Raw genomic sequence first — 19,049 nt, forward strand, 5'->3', positions numbered from 1 at the left:
GGCTGACAAAGCCCGGACACGGGGCGATGACACCTGTCAGAGCATGCAAGACCTTTATCCAGTGCCGACGCGCCTGGATAAAGGTCTTTTTATTTGACCTGCCAGCGACTGTCAGTTCGACCGCAAAGGAGGTACGTCATGAACAGATTCAAGACTGCCGTTCTACTTACTTCTCTCACCCTGTTGATGGTAGGGCTCGGCGGAGCGATCGGGGGGCAAGGGGGAATGTACCTGGCCTTCCTGATGGCCTTGGCCATGAACTTCTTTTCCTACTGGTTCTCGGACAAGATCGTCTTGCGCATGTACGGCGCGCGCGAGATAAGCGAGATGGAGAACCCCGCCTTCTTCGGCATGATCCGGCGGCTCACCGTGCAGGCCGGCCTGCCCATGCCGCGGGTCTACATCATCCCGTCGGAGAGCCCCAACGCCTTCGCCACCGGCAGAAACCCCGAGCATGCGGCTGTGGCCGCGACCGAGGGTATCATGCGCATCCTCACCCCAGAGGAGCTGGAAGGGGTGATGGCCCACGAACTGAGCCACGTCGCCAACCGTGACATCCTGATTTCTACCATAGCGGCCACCATCGCCGGGGCCATTTCCATGCTGGCCAACATGGCGCAGTGGGCCGCCATCTTCGGGCACAGAAGCGACGACGAGGAAGGCGGTGGCGTGATCGGCACCCTGGCACTAGCCATCCTGGCGCCGATCGCCGCCATGCTGATCCAGCTTGCCGTTTCCAGATCGCGCGAATACATGGCCGACGAAGGGGGCGCCAAGCTCTGCGGCCATCCCCGCTCGCTCGCCAACGCGCTGAGAAAGCTGGACCAGGCCTCTCACCTGCTCCCGATGCAGGGAGCGCGGCCGGCCACAGCACACATGTTCATCGTGAACCCACTCACCGCGGGCGGTATCGCCAAGCTCTTCTCCACCCATCCGCCGATGGAGGAGAGGATCGCGAGACTCGAGCAGATGGGGCGTTAAAAGGAGGTTTATTTGTCTACCAGGGAAATGATGTGGGTTGCCTTCGCAGCCGTCATCACCGTCATGTTCGTGCTGGACCTGTTCGTCTTCAACCGCAGGAGCCACGAGATCAAGTTTCGCGAGGCGCTCGCCTGGACCACCGTGTGGGTGGGGCTCGCCCTCGCCTTCAACGCCGGGATCTGGTATTTCATGGGGCCGGGGAAGGCGCTGGAGTTCTTTACCGGCTATCTCATCGAGGAGTCCCTGTCGGTCGACAACCTCTTCGTCTTCATCATGATCTTCTCCTACTTCAAGATCTCGAAGGCGCAGCAGCCCAAGATCCTCAAATGGGGCATCATCGGCGCGCTGGTGATGAGGGGGATCTTCATACTGGTGGGGATCGAGCTGATCGAGCGGTTCCACTGGATGATCTACATCTTCGGGGGGATCCTGATCTACACCGGGATCAAGATGGCCTTCGGCGGAGACGACGAAGTCGAGCCGGAGAAAAATCCGCTGGTGCGCCTGGTGAGGCGTTTCATGCCCATCACCAAAAGGATCTGGAGGGACAGGTTTTTCATCAAGAGGCACGGCGTCTGGGCGGCGACCCCGCTGTTTCTGACCCTGGTGGTGGTGGAATCGAGCGACGTCATCTTCGCCGTCGACTCGATACCCGCCGTACTGGCCGTGACCCACGACCCGTTCATCGTGTACAGCTCCAACGTCTTCGCCATCATGGGGCTGCGCTCCCTGTACTACCTGCTGGCCCACGTGATGGAGATGTTCGTTTACCTGAAGCTGGGGGTATCCTTCATCCTCGCCTTCGTCGGGGCTAAGATGCTTCTCGTGGACGTGGTAGAGATCCCGCTGCAGCTGTCCCTGGGCTTCATCATAGGGACGCTGGTCATATCCATCCTCATCTCTGTGCTGCTAGCGAAGAAAGGCAGGGGCTAGGGGTCAGGGGCTAACCCCTGTTTTTCCAGCCCCTGTTTTCGCGATTCTCACCTTGGTGATGCCGGTGCGGGTGACTTCCTCGCAGATCAGGGTGTACTCTCCCAACTGGATCTGCTCGCCCTGCTCCGGGAATCCGCCGATGCGGTTCAGTATCAGCCCGGCCAGGGTGTCGAAGGGAAGATCCTCGCCAAGATCCATCTCCAGCAGGTCCTCCAGATCGGAAACGGAGATGAAGGCATCCACGAGGTAGCTCCCGTCGGCCAGGATCTGCACCGTGCTCGGCTCGCCGACATCGTGCTCGTCCTCGATCTCGCCGACCAATTCCTCCAGCAGGTCCTCGGTGGTCACTATGCCGCTGATGCTGCCGTACTCATCCACGACAAAAGCCATGTGCACGCGGGTTTTCTGCATCTCCTTCAAGAGTTCGCTCACCTTCTTCCCCTCGGGGACGAAGAAGGGGGGACGGACGATGGAGCGGATGTCGAAATCCGGCTCGCGCACCATCCTCCCTAAGAGGTCCTTGCCGTGGATGAACCCGACCGTCTCTTCGATGCTCCCGACGTAAACCGGGTAGCGGGAATACATGTTGTCCAGAACCTCGTTCAGGATCTCCTCGTTGGAAAGGTTGAGATCGAAGGCGACCACCCTGGTGCGGGGGACCATCACCTCTCTTACTGCGGTATGGGTGAAGTCGAAGAGGTTGTCGATGAAGGTGTGCTCGGTCTCGCTGAAGATGCCGCTCTCATGCCCCTCGGCGACGATATGCTGCACCTCCTCCCGCGTCATGAAGGCCTTTCCCTCCCCCTTGATCCGGAACAGCGCCAAGGCCGCCCTGGTGGAGTAGCTGAGCACCGATACCAGGACAGCCGCAACCCTCGCTAGGAAGGTGATGGTCTTGGCGACCCGAAGCGCCACCGTGTCGGCATACTGCAGGCCGATGGTCTTCGGTACCAGCTCTCCCAGGATGAGCTGGAGATACGAGATGACTGCGACCACCATGGTGAGGGAGAGCGGTTCGGCGGCGTTGCGGATCATGGCGAAGGGGGATACCTGCAGGATGGGGCGGATGTAGTCAACCGCTATCACGCCCCCCACCGCGGAGGCGGTTGATCCGACCACGGTGACCCCGATCTGCACGATGGCCAGCAGGCGGTGCGGATCCTTCTGCAGGGATTCAACCAGCGCGGCACGCTGGTCCCCCAGGGCGACCAGTTGCGCAACGCGGCTCTTTCTGATGGAGATGATGGCGAATTCGGCGCAGGAGAAAAATCCGTTCAGCAGGATGAGGATGGCGATGACAAGCAGTTCGACGAAGATTGTGTCCAATTACCCTCCACTTTGATTGTCGGGGCGTCCGCCAGTGCGCTCCAGGCGGCCCGGCACCGCCGGGTGCCCCCAAGTTTCAACAGGTGCTCATTTTTCACTACTAAGCCGGCTTTTGTCAACCTTTTGTGGCGCTTAGCCTACTTTACCCATCCGTCACCGGGCGCGGCGCCGCCTTTGGAGTGGGCTACTTGCCGATCTTAAAGGAAAGCAGGAAGCGTTCCTCTTTGCACAGAAACGGTATCACCAGCGCGTCGGAATTGGAGATGCTCTCCAGCGCGTAATCGCTGCCGTAGATTACGGTCGGGATGGAGAGGTTGATGTCGGCCCCTTTTGGGGAGAAGATGTGCTTCACATCGCCGCCTACCATGTTGGCGATCTCCCCCATGGCGTCGTTGACGTCCTCGTCGACGTCGGTGACGTCCATTCCCAGCATGTTGGAAGTGACCAAAAAGGCGAGTTTCTTCGGGCAGTGAATGGCGATGATGCCGGAGTGGCTTCCGGCGAGGCCGACCATGCTGGTGACCGTTTCATGAAAGGTCTGCACCGGCTTCTCAAGAGGGGGCTCGTCGACCACATCGAGCATCACCATGGTGGAAAACACCCCCTTGGTGATCTCAGCTATGCTCTTGCGCACCTCATCTTCCGTCGTGTTGGCCTCGTTCAGGATTGCCGGATCAAGCCCCATGGTGCCCCCCTCCTCCTAATGAATTCTTACAACAGTCTACCGTACCCTCTAATAAAAAAAAAGACGACCCCGCAAAAAGTGCGGCGTCAACTGACCGGGTAGGCCCCCTTGGCAAGCATGAGGCAGAAAGCATTGATCTCCGCGAATTCGCGCTCGAACACTTCCTCGACCTCCCTCTCGACCTCCACCGCCCGCCGGCCCGGCTCCATGACTAGCTGCGCGTTGGCCATGTGCGGCCGGTCCACCCGGTCGCCGATCCGGCTCAAGAGCATGACGTGCGCCCCCTGCACCCCGGCGACGGAGTTGCAGATCTCGCGCGCCATCCGGTGCGCCAGTAAGTTGTAGATCTTCCCCACGTGGCTCATGGGGTTCTTCCCGGCTGCGGCCTCGGTGCCGATGGGCCTCGCTATGGGAATCACCCCGTTCACCCGGTTCCCTCTCCCCACCTGCCCCGAATCGGCGTCTTCCGCCGATGTCCCCAGCAAAGAGAGGTAAACCCCGCCCAGTCCGCGCCCCGGCTCGTCGAGGGTGTTGTAGTGCAGGTCGATGCGGCTGAAATCCCGCAGCCCCGCCTGCAGAAAGCGCCTCATCTCCTGCTCCACCTTTTCCTTACGGTAGAAATACTCCCGCTCCGATTCGATGCTACCTGCCAGAAGCGGCATGGCGACGGTCAGGTCCAGTTCGTCGCGCCGGCGCAGCCCCATGACCTTCACGTCTTCACCCGTCTCGGGGAAGAGCTTCTTGAAGCGCTCCGAGTTCAGCTCGTTCTCCAGGGAGAGAACCGTCTTTTCCGTGGGGCTCAACGGGTAGTAGCCCACCGCCGCCGAGGTGTCGTTCGCGCCCCTTACCTCGCCGGCGCGGGCAAAGATGTCGGTCAGCTCCTGCGACCCGGGGGCGAGCTTGAAGCGGTACTCAAGGTGCCGCTCCGGATCGACATTGCGCAGGTTCTTCCCGATCCACTCCTTGGCGGCGGCCAGAGCGATTTCCTGTACCGGGATCTCCTTCCCCTCAAAGCTGAAGGTGGCGCGGTCGCCGATGGTCAGCTCCATCGGCTCGACGACCTCGCCGCCGCCGAACCGCTTCTCGACGCGCCCCGCCGCCAAGAGCCCCTTGTCGATGTTGTGGTGCAGGACGGTGCCGAAAGTCTGCAGATAGGCGCGGGAAAGGGCGACCGAGATGGCATCCATGACGCAGTCGCAGATCTGGTCCGGATGTCCGGCCCCCTTGCGCTCGACCATCTCGACGGCCTGCTCCGTTACCAAAGCTCCCTTGTACTGTTCGACGAGGAACATGGCACGCCCCCGGTTGAGGTTGAAGTCTAATTAAGAGAAGGAAGGTTCCTTACACAAAAGGGCAGCAGAGATTGTATCCGAAAAAGTAATGGGTGCAATGTTTTAGAGAGGTTACACGATGCGGGGGAGGGGCCGGGGCAACGCTTGGGGCGTGATCAGTGATGGTGCCTGACCACGAAGCCCCCCCGCGAGATACGGGATTGCAGCCAGAGCCCAAGCCACGCCTTGATGACGCGGCGAGTGGCCGGGATCAGGAAGAAAATGCCGAGGAAGTCTGTGAAGAAGCCGGGGGTGGCGAGAAGGACGCCGCCGATGAAGACCAGGGCGCCGTCCAGCATCTGGGCGGCGGGGAGCCTCCCCTGGGAGAGTTCGTCGCGGATCTGGGTGAGGATCCTTCCCCCCTGGCTCTTCATGAGCCAGGCGCCGAACAGGCTGATGGAGAGCAGGGTCGCCACGGTGGCAACCCCGCCGATAACCGATCCCACCTTGATCAGCAGGTAGATCTCGATCACGGGGACGATGAGGAAAACCAGGAACAGTTTGAAGTACATTGAGGTCCCTGCTATTTCTTCATGTCTATGCCATAGCTCTTGATCTTGCGGTGCAGGTTGCTCCGCTCAAGCTCGATGGCCTCTGCGGTCTTGGAGACGTTCCAGTCGTTCTCCTCCAGCTTCTGGATGATGAACTCCCTCTCGAACTCCTCTCGCGCCTCGCGCAGGCTGGAAAGTTCCAAGACGCTGTCCAGCTTGCCCCCCCCCGCATCCTTCCCGGCACCGTCACCGCGGAAATAATCGGGGAGGTGGTCGACGGTCATCGTCCCGCTGGGGGTCATGATTACCAGCCGCTCCACGATGTTCTTCAGCTCGCGCACGTTCCCCGGCCACTCGTAGCGCTTGAGCGCCTCCATGGCCTCGGGGACGATCCGCTTCGACTCCCTCCCCTCGCGCGAGCAGAAGGCATCCATGAAGTACCGGGCCAGAAGCGGTATGTCGTCGCGCCGCTCCCTCAACGGCGGGACCTTGAAGGGGACCACGTTCAGCCGGTAGTAAAGGTCCTCGCGGAAACCACCGTTTCTGATCTCCTCCTCGAGGAGCTTGTTGGTGGCGGCGACGATACGGACATCCACCTCCAGTGTCCTCGTGCCCCCCACCCGCTCGAACTTCTTCTCCTGCAGGATACGCAGCACCTTGGCCTGGGTCTTGAGCGACATGTCGCCGATCTCGTCCAGAAAGAGCGTGCCGCCGTCGGCCAGGTCGAATTTCCCCTTCTTCTGGGCGACAGCTCCGGTGAAAGCACCCCGCTCGTGGCCGAACAGTTCGCTCTCGATCAGCTCCTCGGGGATTGCGGCGCAGTTGATCTCGATGAAGGGCTTGTCGCGGCGCTGGCTGTGGAAATGGACCGAGCGGGCCACGAGTTCCTTCCCGGTGCCGTTCTCGCCGGTGATCAGCACCGAGGCGTTGGTCGGGGCGACGAGCCGGATCTGCTCGCCCAACTGCAGCATGGCGGCGGAATTCCCGATCATCTCGTGGCCCTGCTGCACCTGATCGCGCAGGGCGGCGTTCTCCTCCTTCAGGCGGTTCATGGCCAGGGCGTTTTCCACCGTGACCACCACCTTCTCCAGCGAAAGCGGCTTCTCGATGAAGTCGTAGGCGCCTAGTTTGGTCGATTTGACCGCCGTCTCGATGGTGCCGTGGCCGCTCATCATGATGACGTTCAGGAATGGGTGCGCTTCCTTCAGGCGCTGCAGCGTCTGGATGCCGTCCATCTTGGGCATCCAGATGTCCAAAAGCACGAGCCCCGGCAGCTCCCGGGCGCAAAGCGCGAGCGCTTCCACGCCGTCGGCGGCGCAGACGGTCCGGTATCCCTCGTCTTCGAGGATGCCGGCCAGGGAGGATCGAATTCCCTCCTCGTCGTCAACTATCAGAATGGTCTCGGTCATGGTGGTCCTTGCCTCCGGGAGGATCCTCCGTAGCGCAACGCTCAACCGGCGAGCCCCGCTTCGCGCGCGAGTTCCGCCCAGGCGGGGAGGCTCCGCTCGATCATCTTCTTGTCGACGCAGTAGGCGATCCGGAAGTAGCCGGGGGCGCCGAAGCCTGCGCCGGGCACCAGCAGGATGCGGTGCTTCTGGGCCAGCTTCACGAACTCGATGTCGTCGGCAAAAGGCGATTTGGGGAAGAAGTAAAAGGCGCCGTCGGGCTTCACCATGCTGAAGCCAAGCTTCGTGAGCGATTCGTAGAGAAGATCGCGCTTTTCCTGGTAGGCGCTGGCGTCCACCGAAACATGCTGCAGCCCTGCCACGAGCCTCTGCATGAGCGCGGGCGCGTTGACGAAACCAAGCACCCGGTTGGAGAAGACCGCCCCTTCCATGAACTGGTCCACGTCGTTCATCTTCGGGTTCGCGGCCAGGTATCCGATGCGCTCGCCCGGAAGGGCCAGGTCTTTTGAGTGCGAGGTGACGATGACGGAGTTGGCGACGTAGCGGAAGATGTTGGGGACGCTCTTTCCCTCGTAGCTGATCCTCGCGTAGGGTTCGTCGGAAATGACGCAGATCTGGCGCCCCAGTTCCTTCTCTTTGGCGGCCACCACTTCGCCCAGGGCGGCGAGGCTCTCGGCGGGATAGATGACCCCGGTCGGGTTGTTGGGGGAGCAGATGATGATGGCGCGGGTCTTCGCGGTGATGGCGGCGCCGATGGCGGCCACGTCGAGCTGGAAGGTGTCGCGGTCGGTCCAGACCTCGACCGGCACCCCGCCATGGTTGTCGATGTAGAAGCGGTATTCGACGAAGTAGGGGGTGAGGATGATCACCTCGTCACCGGGGTTGAGGATGGTCTTCAGCACCACGTTGAGCGCGCCTCCCGCCCCGCAGGTCATCACCACCTGGCTCCCCTGCACCGGCAGATCGGAGGCGGCCGAAAGCATGCGCGCCACGGCGTTCCTCGTCTCGATGTAGCCCGCGTTGTTCATGTAACGGTGCATCCCCGGGACGGGGGACTTGGCGAGCTTCAGGAACTCGTCGCGGAAAGGCTGTGGGGGCTCCACGTCGGGGTTCCCCAGGGTGAAGTCGTAGACTTTGTCGGCCCCGAACTGCGCGCGAAGCTTCTCCCCTTCCTCGAACATCTTCCTGATCCACGATGATTTCGCAATGAAACCGGCTATCTTATCGGCGACGGGCATCATCCCCTCCTTGATTTTTGATCTCTGCCTTATTAGCACATTACGGAAACAGCGGCAAGGCGTATTCCCCGCCCGTGAGCCTCGGGCTGCGGCTGCCTGAATATTTCCCTGCAAATCGCGGGGCAATCTGCTATGATGCCGCCCTGCATTTGGGCATCCGATTTTGACAGGAGGGATACATGAAAAAGGATTGGCGCATCGAGACCCAGGCGATCCAGGAAGGCTTCGCCCCCAAGGACGGAGATCCCCGGATCCTGCCGATCTACCAGAGCACGACCTTCAAGTTCTCCAGCGCGGAGCACGTGGCGAAACTGTTCGACCTCGAGGTGGGAGGACACTTCTACACCCGGCTCAGCAACCCGACCGCCGAGGGTTTCGAAACCAAGATAGCGGCCATGGAAGGGGGGGTCGCCGCCATGGCCACCTCCAGCGGGCAGGCCGCGACCAGCATGGCCATCATGAACATCTGCCAGGCCGGCCAGCACGTGGTCGCCGCCAGCACCTTGTACGGCGGCACCTATTCGCTGTTCGCCAACACCTTCCCGAAGATGGGCATCGAGGTTACCTTCGTCGATCCCGAGGCAGGCGAGGCCGCCATCGAGGCAGCCTTCCGCCCCGAGACCCGCGCGATTTTCGGCGAGACCATAGGGAACCCCGGCTTGAACGTGCTCGACTTCGAGAAGTTCTCCCGGATCGCCAGGAAGATGCAGGTGCCGCTCATCATCGACAACACCTTCCCGACGCCGTACCTGTGCCGCCCCTTCGAGCACGGCGCGGACATAGTGATCCACTCGGCAACCAAGTACATCGACGGGCACGCCACCAGCGTGGGCGGGGTCATCATCGACAGCGGCAACTTCAACTGGGGCAACGGCAAGTACCCCGAGATGACGGAGCCCGACTCCAGCTACCACGGCCTCAAGTACCTGGTGACCTTCGGCAAGCTCGCCTACATCGTGAAGGCGCGGGTGCAGCTCATGCGCGACCTGGGCTCCTGCCCGGCGCCGATGAACGCCTTTTTGTTCAACCTGGGGCTGGAGACCCTGCCGCTGCGCATGCAGCGCCACAGTGAGAACGCGCTCGCCATGGCTAAGTACCTGGAAAAGCACCCCGCGGTAAGCTGGGTCACCTACCCGGGGCTGGAGAGCCACAAAAGCTACGCCCGCAGCAAGAAGTACCTCCCCAAGGGAGCCAGCGGCGTCCTTACCTTCGGCATCAAGGGAGGGGCCGCGGCAGGAAAGAAATTCATGGAGAGCTGCGAGCTCGTGGCGCTGGTGGTGCACGTAGGGGACGCCAGGAGCTGCGTCCTGCACCCGGCAAGCACCACGCACCGCCAGCTGAACGAGGAGCAGCAGATAGCTTCCGGCGTCTCCCCCGACCTGATCAGGCTCTCGGTCGGCATCGAGCACATCGACGACCTGATCGCGGACGTGAACCAGGCGCTTTTGGCCAGCCAGAAGTAAAAGCGCGGCGCTACCGGCCTTTGGCCGCGCTGCCAACGAAGAAGGGGCGAGTGAATCCACTCGCCCCTTCTCATTTTTAAAGCTTCCGCTACCCTACTTGCCGCAGCACTTCTTGTACTTCTGGCCGCTGCCGCAGGTGCAGGGGTCGTTGCGCCCGATCTTGGGCCCCCTGACTATCGGCTGCTGGGGCGCCGGGTTCACCGCCGTGCCGTCGGTAAAGAACCAGCGGGACTTCTCCTTCTTGAAGAGTGCGCGCTCGTGATGCACCCTCTCCTCCCCATTCTCCTTCCAGCGCGCGATGAACTCGACCTCGCCGGTTTTGTCGTCCTTGCCGCCGTCCTTGGTCGAGACGATCTCAAGCCCCTGCCATTCCGAGTTCGCGGCCCAGGCGCGGGTTCCGTCATGGTCATAACCCTCGCGGTGCTGGGCGTGGGTGGTTTCAAAGATAAAGTCGGTCTCCACGTTGACATACGCCGCGTAACGCGCGCGCATCAGTGCCTCTGCCGTCTCCGCGGGGCGCTGGCCCTTGATGATGGGCTGGCAACATTCAGCGTAGGCAAGACCAGTTCCACAGGCACATTGCTCCATTCCGGTACTCCTCCTCGTTTCTATTTGGTTTCTTCGTTGCTTTGTCTAGCAGTGATAATCGGCGGCGACCACTGAAGAGCATACGCTTCTCATGTAGGCGGCTACTGTATCGGCGTGATAGGGGTGCACCTGGTAGGCCTGGAGATCTTCCAGCGAATCGAACCTGGTATAGAGGGCGATGTCCGCGGACCTGGGTGAGCGAATCACATCCACCCCCACCTCAAGCTGGCGCAGCATTTCGACCTTGCCGTCCATACTCAAAAGGAGCTGCTTTGCCTTTTCGATCCCCTCAGGAGTCGACTCCTTCAGCGTGAATAACACTATGTGCGCAATCATTTCTATCTCCCGTAACTTAATGGTGTTGCCTCGGATACCATGTAATACATCGGCGCCAGCCTCCCTGTCAACGGTGGCAGTCTTTGAAGCGAAAAAAAAGGTTGCACGCAGGGGGCAATGCTGCTATAAGGACCAACAAGACCGTTATGGTCCTCTTTAAAATTTTCTGCTGGGGAGATGTGATGACTGGCATTTTGAAATTAATGAGTATACTTGTACTGGCCTCCTTAATCTACACCGCACCGGGCGAAGCGGCCGAGAAGGTCCTCTTCGACACCGGGCATGGAGAGCGTTTCCGGGTGAGCGACACCGGGCCTTTGCAGCTTTCGGGGCTGGCCGGGATAATGAAGTCGGCGGGCGCGCAGTTAGAGGCCACCGATCAGCCCTTCAGCGACGCGACGCTCGCCGGTGCCCACGCCGTGGTGATCAGCGGCGCCTTCAACGCGCTGCATCCAGCCGAGATCGAAGCTCTGCTCCGCTTCATGCAGCAGGGGGGCAAGCTCGCCGTGATGCTGCACATCGCCCCTCCCCTGGCCACTCTCCTTGAGCGGCTGCAGGTGACCTACACCAATGGTGTGATCCAGGAGCGGCAGAACGTGATCGACAACGATCCCCTGAGGTTCCGCGTGCAGCAGATAGACCCGCACCCGGCGCTCTCCGGGGTGACCCGGTTCAGCGTGCATGGTGCCTGGGGGCTCTTGAACCTGGCCCCTACCGCCCGCATCGTCGCCTCTACCAGTCCGCAGGCATGGGTCGACGTCAACAGGGACCAGGTCCAGGCCAAGGAAGAGACGGCAAGCTTCGGCATAGCCGTTGCCGGCGACGTGGGCAAGGGAGGCTTCATCGCCTTCGGCGACGACGCTCTGTTCCAGAACAAGTTTCTTGACGACGACAACAGATACCTGGCCAGGAGTCTGGCCGGCTGGCTGAATAACTAATCAACCAACAGGAGGGAATTGAGCATGGCAGAGGCATTGGGAATCTACAAATGTGGGAGCTGCGGCAACATCGTCGAGGTATTTCATGCAGGCGGGGGCGAACTGGTCTGCTGCGGAGCGCCGATGACGCTGCAAAAGGAGAACACGGTCGACGCTTCCAAAGAGAAGCACGTGCCGGTGATCGAGAGGGGCCAGGGGAGCATCACCGTTAAGGTCGGGAGCATACCGCATCCCATGGAGAGCGCCCACTACATCGAGTGGATCGAGGTGATAGCCGACGGCAAGATCTACCGCGCCCAGTTGCAGCCGGGGCAGGCCCCCGAGGCGACCTTCCCGGTCACCGCCAAGGAAATCAAAGTGCGCGAGTACTGCAACATGCACGGACAGTGGTCTGCGTAACGTAGAAAAGGGGACAGGCTACTTTTTTATTTGTAAAAGTAGCCTGTCCCCCTTTCAAGCAGGTGACTTTCCCGGTTCACACCCAAAGAGATAAAGGCGCGATTGTACTGCAACATCGACGGGCGCTGTTCAGCATCAAAATAAAAGGGGACAGGCTACTTTTCGTTTTGAAAAAGTAGCCTGTCCCCTTTTTCCTTCTTTTTACTTTCCTACCTGCCGCTGCGGCGGGCGGCGTGGTTCGCGGGGCGGTTGCCGCCGGGGTGCTGCCGGTGCTTTCCAGCAGGCCCGGAAGCATGGCCGCCATCTGCCGAGCCGTCTTTGCTGCCGTGAGCGGCAGGGCGGCCGGAAGCGGCTGCGTTACCTTTCGCGCCCACTGCGGAAGCCGGTTTGGCCCCGGCGGCGGGTCTGGCTGCGGCGGGTCTCCCGGCGCCGGGCTTGGCTCCGTCTCTCCGGCGCTGAGGTTCGCGGGGCGGCCGGGCGAACTCGGTGTCCTTTTGCGGAGCGGGGACCGCGTAGTCGAACCCCTCGATGCGGCGGCGCTCGATCTTCGTTCCCAACACTTTCTCGATGCTGCGCACCGTGTAGTCGTCTTCCGAGGTCACCATGGTGAAGGCGTCGCCGGTCTTGGCGGCACGGCCGGTCCGGCCGATGCGGTGGGTGTAGGCCTCGGGGGTGTCAGGGATGTCGTAGTTGATGACGTGGGAGATGAGCGAGACGTCGATGCCGCGCGCGGCGATGTCGGTGGCGACCATGATCTGGAAGGTGCCGTCCCTGAAGCCGTCGAGTGCCGCCTGCCTTCTGTTCTGGGAAAGGTTCCCCTGCAGCGAGGTCGCCTTGTAGCCGGCCTTCTCCAGTTGCTCCCCTACCCTCTTGGCGCGGTGCTTGGTCTTGGTGAAGATGAGCACGCTCTCGGTGTCGGTGTGCTTCAGCATCTCGAACAGAAGCGGGGTTTTCAGGTGCTGCCCCACCGGATAGAGCGCATGCGACACGGTAGCGGCGGGAGCCGTGCGGCTCACCTGCACCGTGACCGGGTTGCGCAGGATCTCGTGCGCCAGCCTGCGGATGTCGTCGGGCATGGTGGCGGAGAACATGAGGTTCTGCCTCTTGCCGGGGAGCGCCCTCAAGATCTTCCTCACGTCGGGGAGAAAGCCCATGTCGAACATCTGGTCCGCCTCGTCCAGCACCAGGATCTCGACCCTGGAGAGGTCGATGGTCCCCTGGGAGATGTGGTCCAAAAGGCGCCCCGGGCAGGCGACCACGATTTCGGCACCTTCTTTGAGCTTCTTGATCTGGGTGTTGATGTTGACCCCGCCATAGACCGTGACGCTTCTCAGGCGGGTCTGCTTCCCCATGCCGTTCAGGGCGTCGTTGATCTGCTCGGCAAGCTCACGGGTGGGGGCAAGGACCAGGCCGCGGACATGCCCGCGCTCTTCCTGCACCAGACGGTGCAGCATGGGAAGGCCGAAAGCGGCGGTCTTGCCGGTGCCGGTCTGGGCCAGGCCGAGGACGTCCTGCCCGGAGATGACCGAGGGAATCGCCTGCAATTGGATGGGGGTCGGGGTGACGTACCCCATGGCCTCGACGCCTGCCTGGACCTTGGGGTGCAAATTAAACTGTTTGAAATCCACTATTACTCCTGTCAATCGATGTACATGCCACAAAAAACCCCAGAAGCTTAGAAGGCCTTGGGGTCTTTGCTAATTAGAACTGGACTATAGCATGAAAGTATCGGAAGTAGGGATATTTTATTTTTCTCCCTCAGAGAGATTTCATTCGATGGGCCGGAAATCTCCTTGCGCTAGCGACGGTCCCTCCCCTCCCGACGGTCGTCGCTGCGGTCATCATGCCGGGCGTACTCCCTGTCGCGGTAGCTATCGCGGTCGCGGTCCCGATGCTCGCCCCAGCGGCCGTCGCCGCGGTCGTGGTCGTGCATGGAGACCGGGCGATACCAGCGCCCCCGGTAATGATCGCGGTCGCTCATGTAGGCGCGGTACTCCCGGTCACGGTAATAGCGTATCTGTCTGTAGTCGTGGCGGTGCAACCGGTAGGGGAGTCTTTCCCGGGTGACGTAGGCCCAGGGGCCGCCGTAGCTGCGGGACATGAACCAGCGGCCGCCCCGATTCTGGTAGTAGCAGTCGTCAAGGTAGACCACGTCATATGGGGCGCCGACAGAGACGTAGAAGCCAAGGTTAGGAGAATAGATGAAACCCGCAGGCTCGGCGTAGACGGGTTCGGCATAGGCGACCGGCTGAGGATAGCTTGGATAACTTGGATAACTCGGATAGGTCACCACCGCCGCTGCCGGTGGCGGCGCGACCACCACCGGCACGCCGATGTTCACGCTTACGTCCATCCTTGCCTGAGCGCTCGCCGCACCGGCTAGCACGATGAGTATTGCTGCTGCGAGATGCTTTTTCATGTTCCTTCTCCTTGGCGGCCTGAAGCCGCGCTGTCCTTTTCGGTAGTTTGCCTGTTGCAGCATCAACTCTTGCTTTGGTTTTCACAATAGCCGCTCAATGTGGAGAAAATATGCAGCAATTGTGGATTTTCTGCTCCATCGGAAGATGCGATGGCGCATTGCCGGCATCTGTGTTAATAAAAAAGCAGCGTTACCAATTCTAATAGTGGGCTACCCATGAAGATAATGATCAAATACAGGCTGTTGATCGCCATGCTCGCCGCAACCGGGGCCGTGGTGGTCTCGATGTTCCTCATCATGCAGTGGAGCATCGGGCGCGGCTTCCTGGCCTACGTCAACACCATGGAAGAGGACCGGCTCGGACGGCTCGCCCAGGTGCTGGAGCGGGCCTACCAGGCGAACGGGAGCTGGGACTTCGTCAAGGACGACAACGCCACCTGGTCGAAACTCGTTACCTCCAGCAGGGAGACAAGCGACCTGGACCGGAACGAGCACGGCGAGCGAAGAATGACGCCGCCCCCCCCGCCGTTTCCCAACCTCTCCGGGCATCCCTTGCCGCCGCGCTTCCAATACCGTTTCGAGGGAAGGGTGCTGCTGCTCGATGCGCAGAAGGTGAAAGTGATCGGTATGCCTAACGCCCAAGAGGCGGCGCAACTGCACAAAATTACGAGCTCCGGCCGCATCGTCGGCTACGTCGGGCTGCGCCCCAGGCAGCGCCTCACCGACAACTATCAGCTCCTTTTCGTCAAGCAGCAGAAACTCACCATGGGTCTCGTGGCGGTGGTTATGTTCCTCGTTTCCGCCGCGATCTCGCTACCTTTGGCCCACCGCCTGGTGCTCCCCATCAAGCGGCTCGCCGCCTCCATGCACCGCCTCGCCTCCGGCGAGTACAGCACCAGGGTCGCCGTCGGCCCCGAAGACGAACTGGGGCAACTGGCGCGCGACTTCAACACGCTTGCGCTGACGCTGGAGAACAACGAGCGGGCGCGCCGGCGCTGGGTGGCGGACGTCTCGCACGAGCTGCGCACGCCGCTTGCCATCCTGCGCGGCGAGATCGAGGCGATCCAGGACGGCGTGCGCCAGGCGGGCCCGGAGTCGATGCGCTCCCTGCACGGCGAGGTCATGCACCTAAGCCGCCTGGTCGACGACCTCTACCAGATCTCCCTCTACGACATAGGGGCGCTGACCTACCGCAAAGAGAGCATCGATTTGAAGGAGGTGCTGGAGGATGCGCTGGCCATGCTAGGGCAGGAATTCGTCCAGAAGGGGATCAACCTCTCCATAGAGCTGCCGCGAGACGACGGCTGCTCCGTCTTCGCGGATCCCGACCGGTTGAGCCAGCTTTTCTCGAACCTTTTAGACAACTCGCTCAAGTACACCGATGCCGGGGGAAAACTGTCGGTCAGGCTCAAGTATCGGCCCAACACGGCCCTGGTCGAATTTGCCGACAGCGCGCCGGGGGTGGCCCCGGACCAGTTGGAGCGCCTTTTCGACAGGCTCTACCGGGTGGAAAGCTCGCGCAACCGCGCCAAAGGGGGCGCGGGGCTGGGCCTTGCCATCTGCAAGAACATCGTGGAAGCCCACGAAGGAACCATAACCGCCCTCTCTTCCCCGCACGGCGGGGTGCTGATCAGGGTGGAACTGCCGCTTACCGGGAGCAGGACATGACACAGAGAGTGATGATCGTAGAGGACGAGGAGAAGCTGGCGAGCCTTTTGGGCGACTACCTGAAGCAGTCCGGTTTCGAGACCATGTGGATAGCCGATGGCAACGAGGTGCTGCCGCGGGTGAGGGAACAACAACCCGACCTGATGCTGCTCGACCTGATGCTCCCCGGGCGTGACGGCCTGGAAATCTGCAAGGAGATCAGGACCTTCTCGCAGCTTCCCATCATCATGATCACGGCGCGGGTGGAAGAGATCGACCGCCTGCTCGGCCTGGAGCTTGGCGCCGACGACTACGTCTGCAAGCCGTTCAGCCCCCGCGAGGTGGTGGCCAGGGTAAAGACGGTGCTGCGGCGGACGGGCGAGCAGGCCCCGGCGCAGGCACACGGCCTCACCCTCGACGCCGACCGCTACTTGGCGCTCTTCCACGGTCATGATCTAGAACTCACCGTGGTCGAGTTCAAGCTCTTGCACTTCCTCTACCAGAACCCGGGTCGGATCTACTCCCGGAGCCAGCTGATGGACCGCATCTACTCGGACCAGCGCATCGTCAGCGACCGGACCATCGACAGCCACATCAAGAAGCTGCGCAAAAAGATCGCCGCAGTGGCCCCCGACCAGGAGATCATCCACTCCATCTACGGCGCGGGGTACAAGTACGAGCCGGCGTAACCCTCCCCTGCGCTTCATTTACCTTCGACTACTCCCCTCCGGCCTTTACAGCCTTGCCTCACGCCCCCCACTAAGGATAATCGAAATTTCACCTTCGAAAACTCCTATTGTTTAATGAATTCGTCGACCGATATCTATTTACAGCGACTTGGTTTGGAAATCAGCTTTAACTTCGGAGCCGGAGCGAAAACGAAGTAGTGATGTTAAACAGCCTGGAGGCGGCTGTTGAGTCCTGTGGCTAGAATTTCCTCAACCAACCCCACCTGCAGAGGTCATCGAGATTTGTAAAAGGGAGGTAGTTAATGAAGTGGTTCATGAACATGAAGATAAAAACAAAAATGGGCCTTGGGTTCACAATCGTCCTCGCCCTTTTCACCTGCGCGATTGCGGTGACGTGCTTCAACCTGGAGCAGGCGAGGAAAGATTCCGAGCAGGTTGCCAGCGAATCTGTCCCTTTCCTCATGCGCGCATACGACATGAATATCGCCGCAATAAAGTTATCGGAAACCCTTACGGATATCGCCGCGACCCATAACAACGAAGGGTTCAAGGAAGCCGAACTGGCGGCGGTGAGGTTCCGGCAAGAACTGGCAAAGTACAGGGAAATGTACATGAGAGAGAACGACGAAAAATCTCTCCGAGAAATGGACGAGCTGGGTAAAAGCTTCGACAAGTTCTACGACACAGGTAAAAAGATGGCTCTCAGCTATGTCTCATCGGGCCTGGTGCAGGGCAATACGATGATGGACGGTTTTGACAAAGATCGCGCGCTCCTCTCCGCGGAAATCGAAAAGCTGCAAAAATCCCAGTCAGACGAAGCCAAGGCGAACACAAAGGGCATTGTCACGACACTTAACAAAGTTTTTCTATTGCTCGTCGCAGCGTGCGGGGTAGCGATCGCCTTGGGGATTCTGATTGCCGTCTTCGTAACCCGCAGCATAACAGTTCCGCTCCAGAGAGCTGTAGAGGTCTCCAACAAGCTGGCGGAGGGAGACCTGACTATCGTTGTAACGTCTGAGAATACTGACGAAACTGGCCATCTTTTGGCTGCTATGGGGAACATGGTCTACAAGCTGAGGGAGATCGTGGGAGAGGTGCAGGCCGCGACCAAGAACGTAGCGTCGGGAAGTCAGGAGCTCTCCTCCAGTTCCGAGCAGATGTCGCAGGGTGCCAGCGAGCAGGCAGCGGCGGCTGAAGAAGCTTCCGCCAGCATGGAGCAGATGACCTCCAACATCCGTCAGAACGCGGACAACGCGTTGCAGACCGAGAAGATAGCAGTCAAGTCCGCGGAAAACGCCAAAGAAGGGGGGCAGGCTGTCCTGGAAACGGTGCACGCGATGAAGGACATCGCCGGAAAGATCAACATCATCGAGGAAATCGCGCGTCAGACGAACCTTTTAGCCCTGAACGCCGCCATAGAGGCGGCCCGGGCCGGCGAGCACGGCAAGGGTTTCGCCGTCGTCGCCAGCGAGGTGAGAAAGCTCGCCGAGCGGAGCCAGAAGGCTGCCGCCGAGATCTCGCAGCTTTCCAGTACCAGCGTCGATGTCGCGGTAAAGGCCGGCGACCTCCTGTCCAAGATGGTGCCCGACATCCAGAAGACGGCCGAACTGGTCCAGGAGATCAGCGCCTCCAGCAGGGAGCAGGACACCGGGGCGGAGCAGATCAACAAGGCGATCCAGCAACTCGACACGGTCATCCAACAAAACGCCGGCGCTTCAGAGGAGATGTCCTCGACCGCAGAGGAACTTGCTTCGCAGGCGGAACAGCTGACAAGCTCCATCGCCTTCTTCAATATCGGTGAAGAGGGAAGGTCGAAGCCCCTGGCAAGACATTCCAAGACGACGATGAAGCCGATGAGCTTTAGCAAGCACCCCGCAAAAAGCGCACCTATCGCCAACGTCGCGGGCACGGATCTCCAATTGGACGACGACCATTTCGAGCACTTCTAACGGCACCTGCTTCTGAATGGCAAAAGCCGGGTTCCGCCCTGCGACCGCACGGTCCGACGAAACCCGGCTTTTTTGTTTCCGACCTTCGATCTCGTTGATCCCGTGCCCAAGGTCAATCTTGAGCCGCGCGGACCTTGCTTCCACTGGGGCAAGCTGGAGCTTGGGAACTGAAAGTGGCTCATCGATACCGAGTCGCAATAGATATTCGTTGCCGCAAAAAGCCTATACAT

18 protein-coding genes are annotated in these 19,049 nt (G+C 60.7%); 8 read left to right on the top strand and 10 right to left on the bottom strand.

The genetic code is table 11. The features are described 5' to 3' along the window. Positions 1-138: 138 nt before the first annotated feature. Positions 139-981, top strand: a complete 843-nt coding sequence (gene htpX / locus K419_RS0105855) for a zinc metalloprotease HtpX (RefSeq protein WP_026840759.1) — start codon at positions 139-141, stop codon at positions 979-981. 12 nt (positions 982-993) lie between these two features. Next, positions 994-1,914, top strand: coding sequence for a TerC family protein (locus K419_RS0105860; protein WP_026840760.1), 921 nt, complete (start codon positions 994-996; stop codon positions 1,912-1,914). A 3-nt stretch (positions 1,915-1,917) separates the two neighbouring features. Here the strand turns inward: K419_RS0105860 and K419_RS0105865 are convergent, their stop codons facing one another. The 6 genes from K419_RS0105865 to K419_RS0105890 form a co-directional block, all read right to left on the bottom strand. Next, on the bottom strand, positions 1,918-3,240 hold the full coding sequence (locus tag K419_RS0105865; RefSeq protein ID WP_026840761.1) for a hemolysin family protein: 1,323 nt from the start codon (positions 3,238-3,240) through the stop codon (positions 1,918-1,920). Between the two features lie 184 nt (positions 3,241-3,424). Further along, on the bottom strand, positions 3,425-3,925 hold the full coding sequence (locus K419_RS0105870; RefSeq protein ID WP_026840762.1) for a chemotaxis protein CheX: 501 nt from the start codon (positions 3,923-3,925) through the stop codon (positions 3,425-3,427). Positions 3,926-4,011: 86 nt separating this feature from the next. Beyond that, on the bottom strand, positions 4,012-5,217 hold the full coding sequence (locus K419_RS0105875) for a methionine adenosyltransferase (protein WP_026840763.1): 1,206 nt from the start codon (positions 5,215-5,217) through the stop codon (positions 4,012-4,014). 155 nt (positions 5,218-5,372) lie between these two features. After that, the gene (locus K419_RS0105880; RefSeq protein WP_026840764.1) at positions 5,373-5,768 is read right to left on the bottom strand and encodes an FxsA family protein; all 396 of its coding nucleotides are present in this window, start codon (positions 5,766-5,768) and stop codon (positions 5,373-5,375) included. A gap of 11 nt (positions 5,769-5,779) precedes the next feature. Further along, positions 5,780-7,156: a sigma-54-dependent transcriptional regulator gene (locus K419_RS0105885; protein WP_026840765.1), complete on the bottom strand. Its 1,377-nt coding sequence runs from the start codon at positions 7,154-7,156 to the stop codon at positions 5,780-5,782. A 41-nt stretch (positions 7,157-7,197) separates the two neighbouring features. Next, positions 7,198-8,391, bottom strand: a complete 1,194-nt coding sequence (locus tag K419_RS0105890; RefSeq protein WP_026840766.1) for a pyridoxal phosphate-dependent aminotransferase — start codon at positions 8,389-8,391, stop codon at positions 7,198-7,200. Positions 8,392-8,570: 179 nt separating this feature from the next. Between K419_RS0105890 and K419_RS0105895 the strand changes: the two genes are divergently transcribed. Beyond that, positions 8,571-9,854 carry an O-acetylhomoserine aminocarboxypropyltransferase/cysteine synthase family protein gene (locus tag K419_RS0105895; RefSeq protein WP_026840767.1) on the top strand — a complete coding sequence of 428 codons (1,284 nt, stop codon included), beginning with the start codon at positions 8,571-8,573 and terminating at the stop codon, positions 9,852-9,854. Between the two features lie 93 nt (positions 9,855-9,947). Here K419_RS0105895 and K419_RS0105900 read toward each other — a convergent pair whose 3' ends face one another. Continuing rightward, entirely contained in the window at positions 9,948-10,442 is a 495-nt protein-coding gene (locus tag K419_RS0105900; RefSeq protein WP_026840768.1) for a YchJ family protein, read from the bottom strand. Positions 10,443-10,487: 45 nt separating this feature from the next. Then, complete coding sequence (locus K419_RS0105905) at positions 10,488-10,778, bottom strand: Dabb family protein (RefSeq protein WP_012531718.1); 291 nt, start codon at positions 10,776-10,778, stop codon at positions 10,488-10,490. 203 nt (positions 10,779-10,981) lie between these two features. Here K419_RS0105905 and K419_RS0105910 point away from each other — a divergent pair, with 203 nt between their 5' ends. Beyond that, positions 10,982-11,716 (top strand): DUF4350 domain-containing protein, encoded by a 735-nt coding sequence (locus K419_RS0105910; protein WP_226377634.1) that lies wholly within the window; start codon positions 10,982-10,984, stop codon positions 11,714-11,716. 24 nt (positions 11,717-11,740) lie between these two features. Beyond that, positions 11,741-12,115 (top strand): desulfoferrodoxin, encoded by a 375-nt coding sequence (locus K419_RS0105915; protein WP_026840770.1) that lies wholly within the window; start codon positions 11,741-11,743, stop codon positions 12,113-12,115. A gap of 209 nt (positions 12,116-12,324) precedes the next feature. Here K419_RS0105915 and K419_RS0105920 read toward each other — a convergent pair whose 3' ends face one another. Both K419_RS0105920 and K419_RS0105925 read right to left on the bottom strand, forming a co-directional pair. Continuing rightward, positions 12,325-13,743, bottom strand: coding sequence for a DEAD/DEAH box helicase (locus K419_RS0105920; protein WP_026840771.1), 1,419 nt, complete (start codon positions 13,741-13,743; stop codon positions 12,325-12,327). A gap of 170 nt (positions 13,744-13,913) precedes the next feature. Further along, a complete protein-coding gene (locus tag K419_RS0105925) occupies positions 13,914-14,534 on the bottom strand; it encodes a hypothetical protein (protein WP_026840772.1) in 621 nt (206 codons plus the stop codon). A gap of 216 nt (positions 14,535-14,750) precedes the next feature. Here K419_RS0105925 and K419_RS0105930 point away from each other — a divergent pair, with 216 nt between their 5' ends. From K419_RS0105930 to K419_RS0105940, 3 genes are all read left to right on the top strand, one after another. Next, positions 14,751-16,202 (top strand): ATP-binding protein, encoded by a 1,452-nt coding sequence (locus K419_RS0105930; RefSeq protein WP_026840773.1) that lies wholly within the window; start codon positions 14,751-14,753, stop codon positions 16,200-16,202. Next, positions 16,199-16,870, top strand: coding sequence for a response regulator (locus K419_RS0105935; RefSeq protein ID WP_026840774.1), 672 nt, complete (start codon positions 16,199-16,201; stop codon positions 16,868-16,870). Before K419_RS0105930 ends, K419_RS0105935 begins: the two co-directional genes overlap by 4 nt. 302 nt (positions 16,871-17,172) lie before the next feature. Next, positions 17,173-18,819, top strand: a complete 1,647-nt coding sequence (locus tag K419_RS0105940; RefSeq protein WP_026840775.1) for a methyl-accepting chemotaxis protein — start codon at positions 17,173-17,175, stop codon at positions 18,817-18,819. Positions 18,820-19,049 lie beyond the last annotated feature (230 nt).

The organism is Citrifermentans bremense R1, from assembly GCF_000426865.1.
Classification (GTDB): domain Bacteria; phylum Desulfobacterota; class Desulfuromonadia; order Geobacterales; family Geobacteraceae; genus Geomonas; species Geomonas bremensis.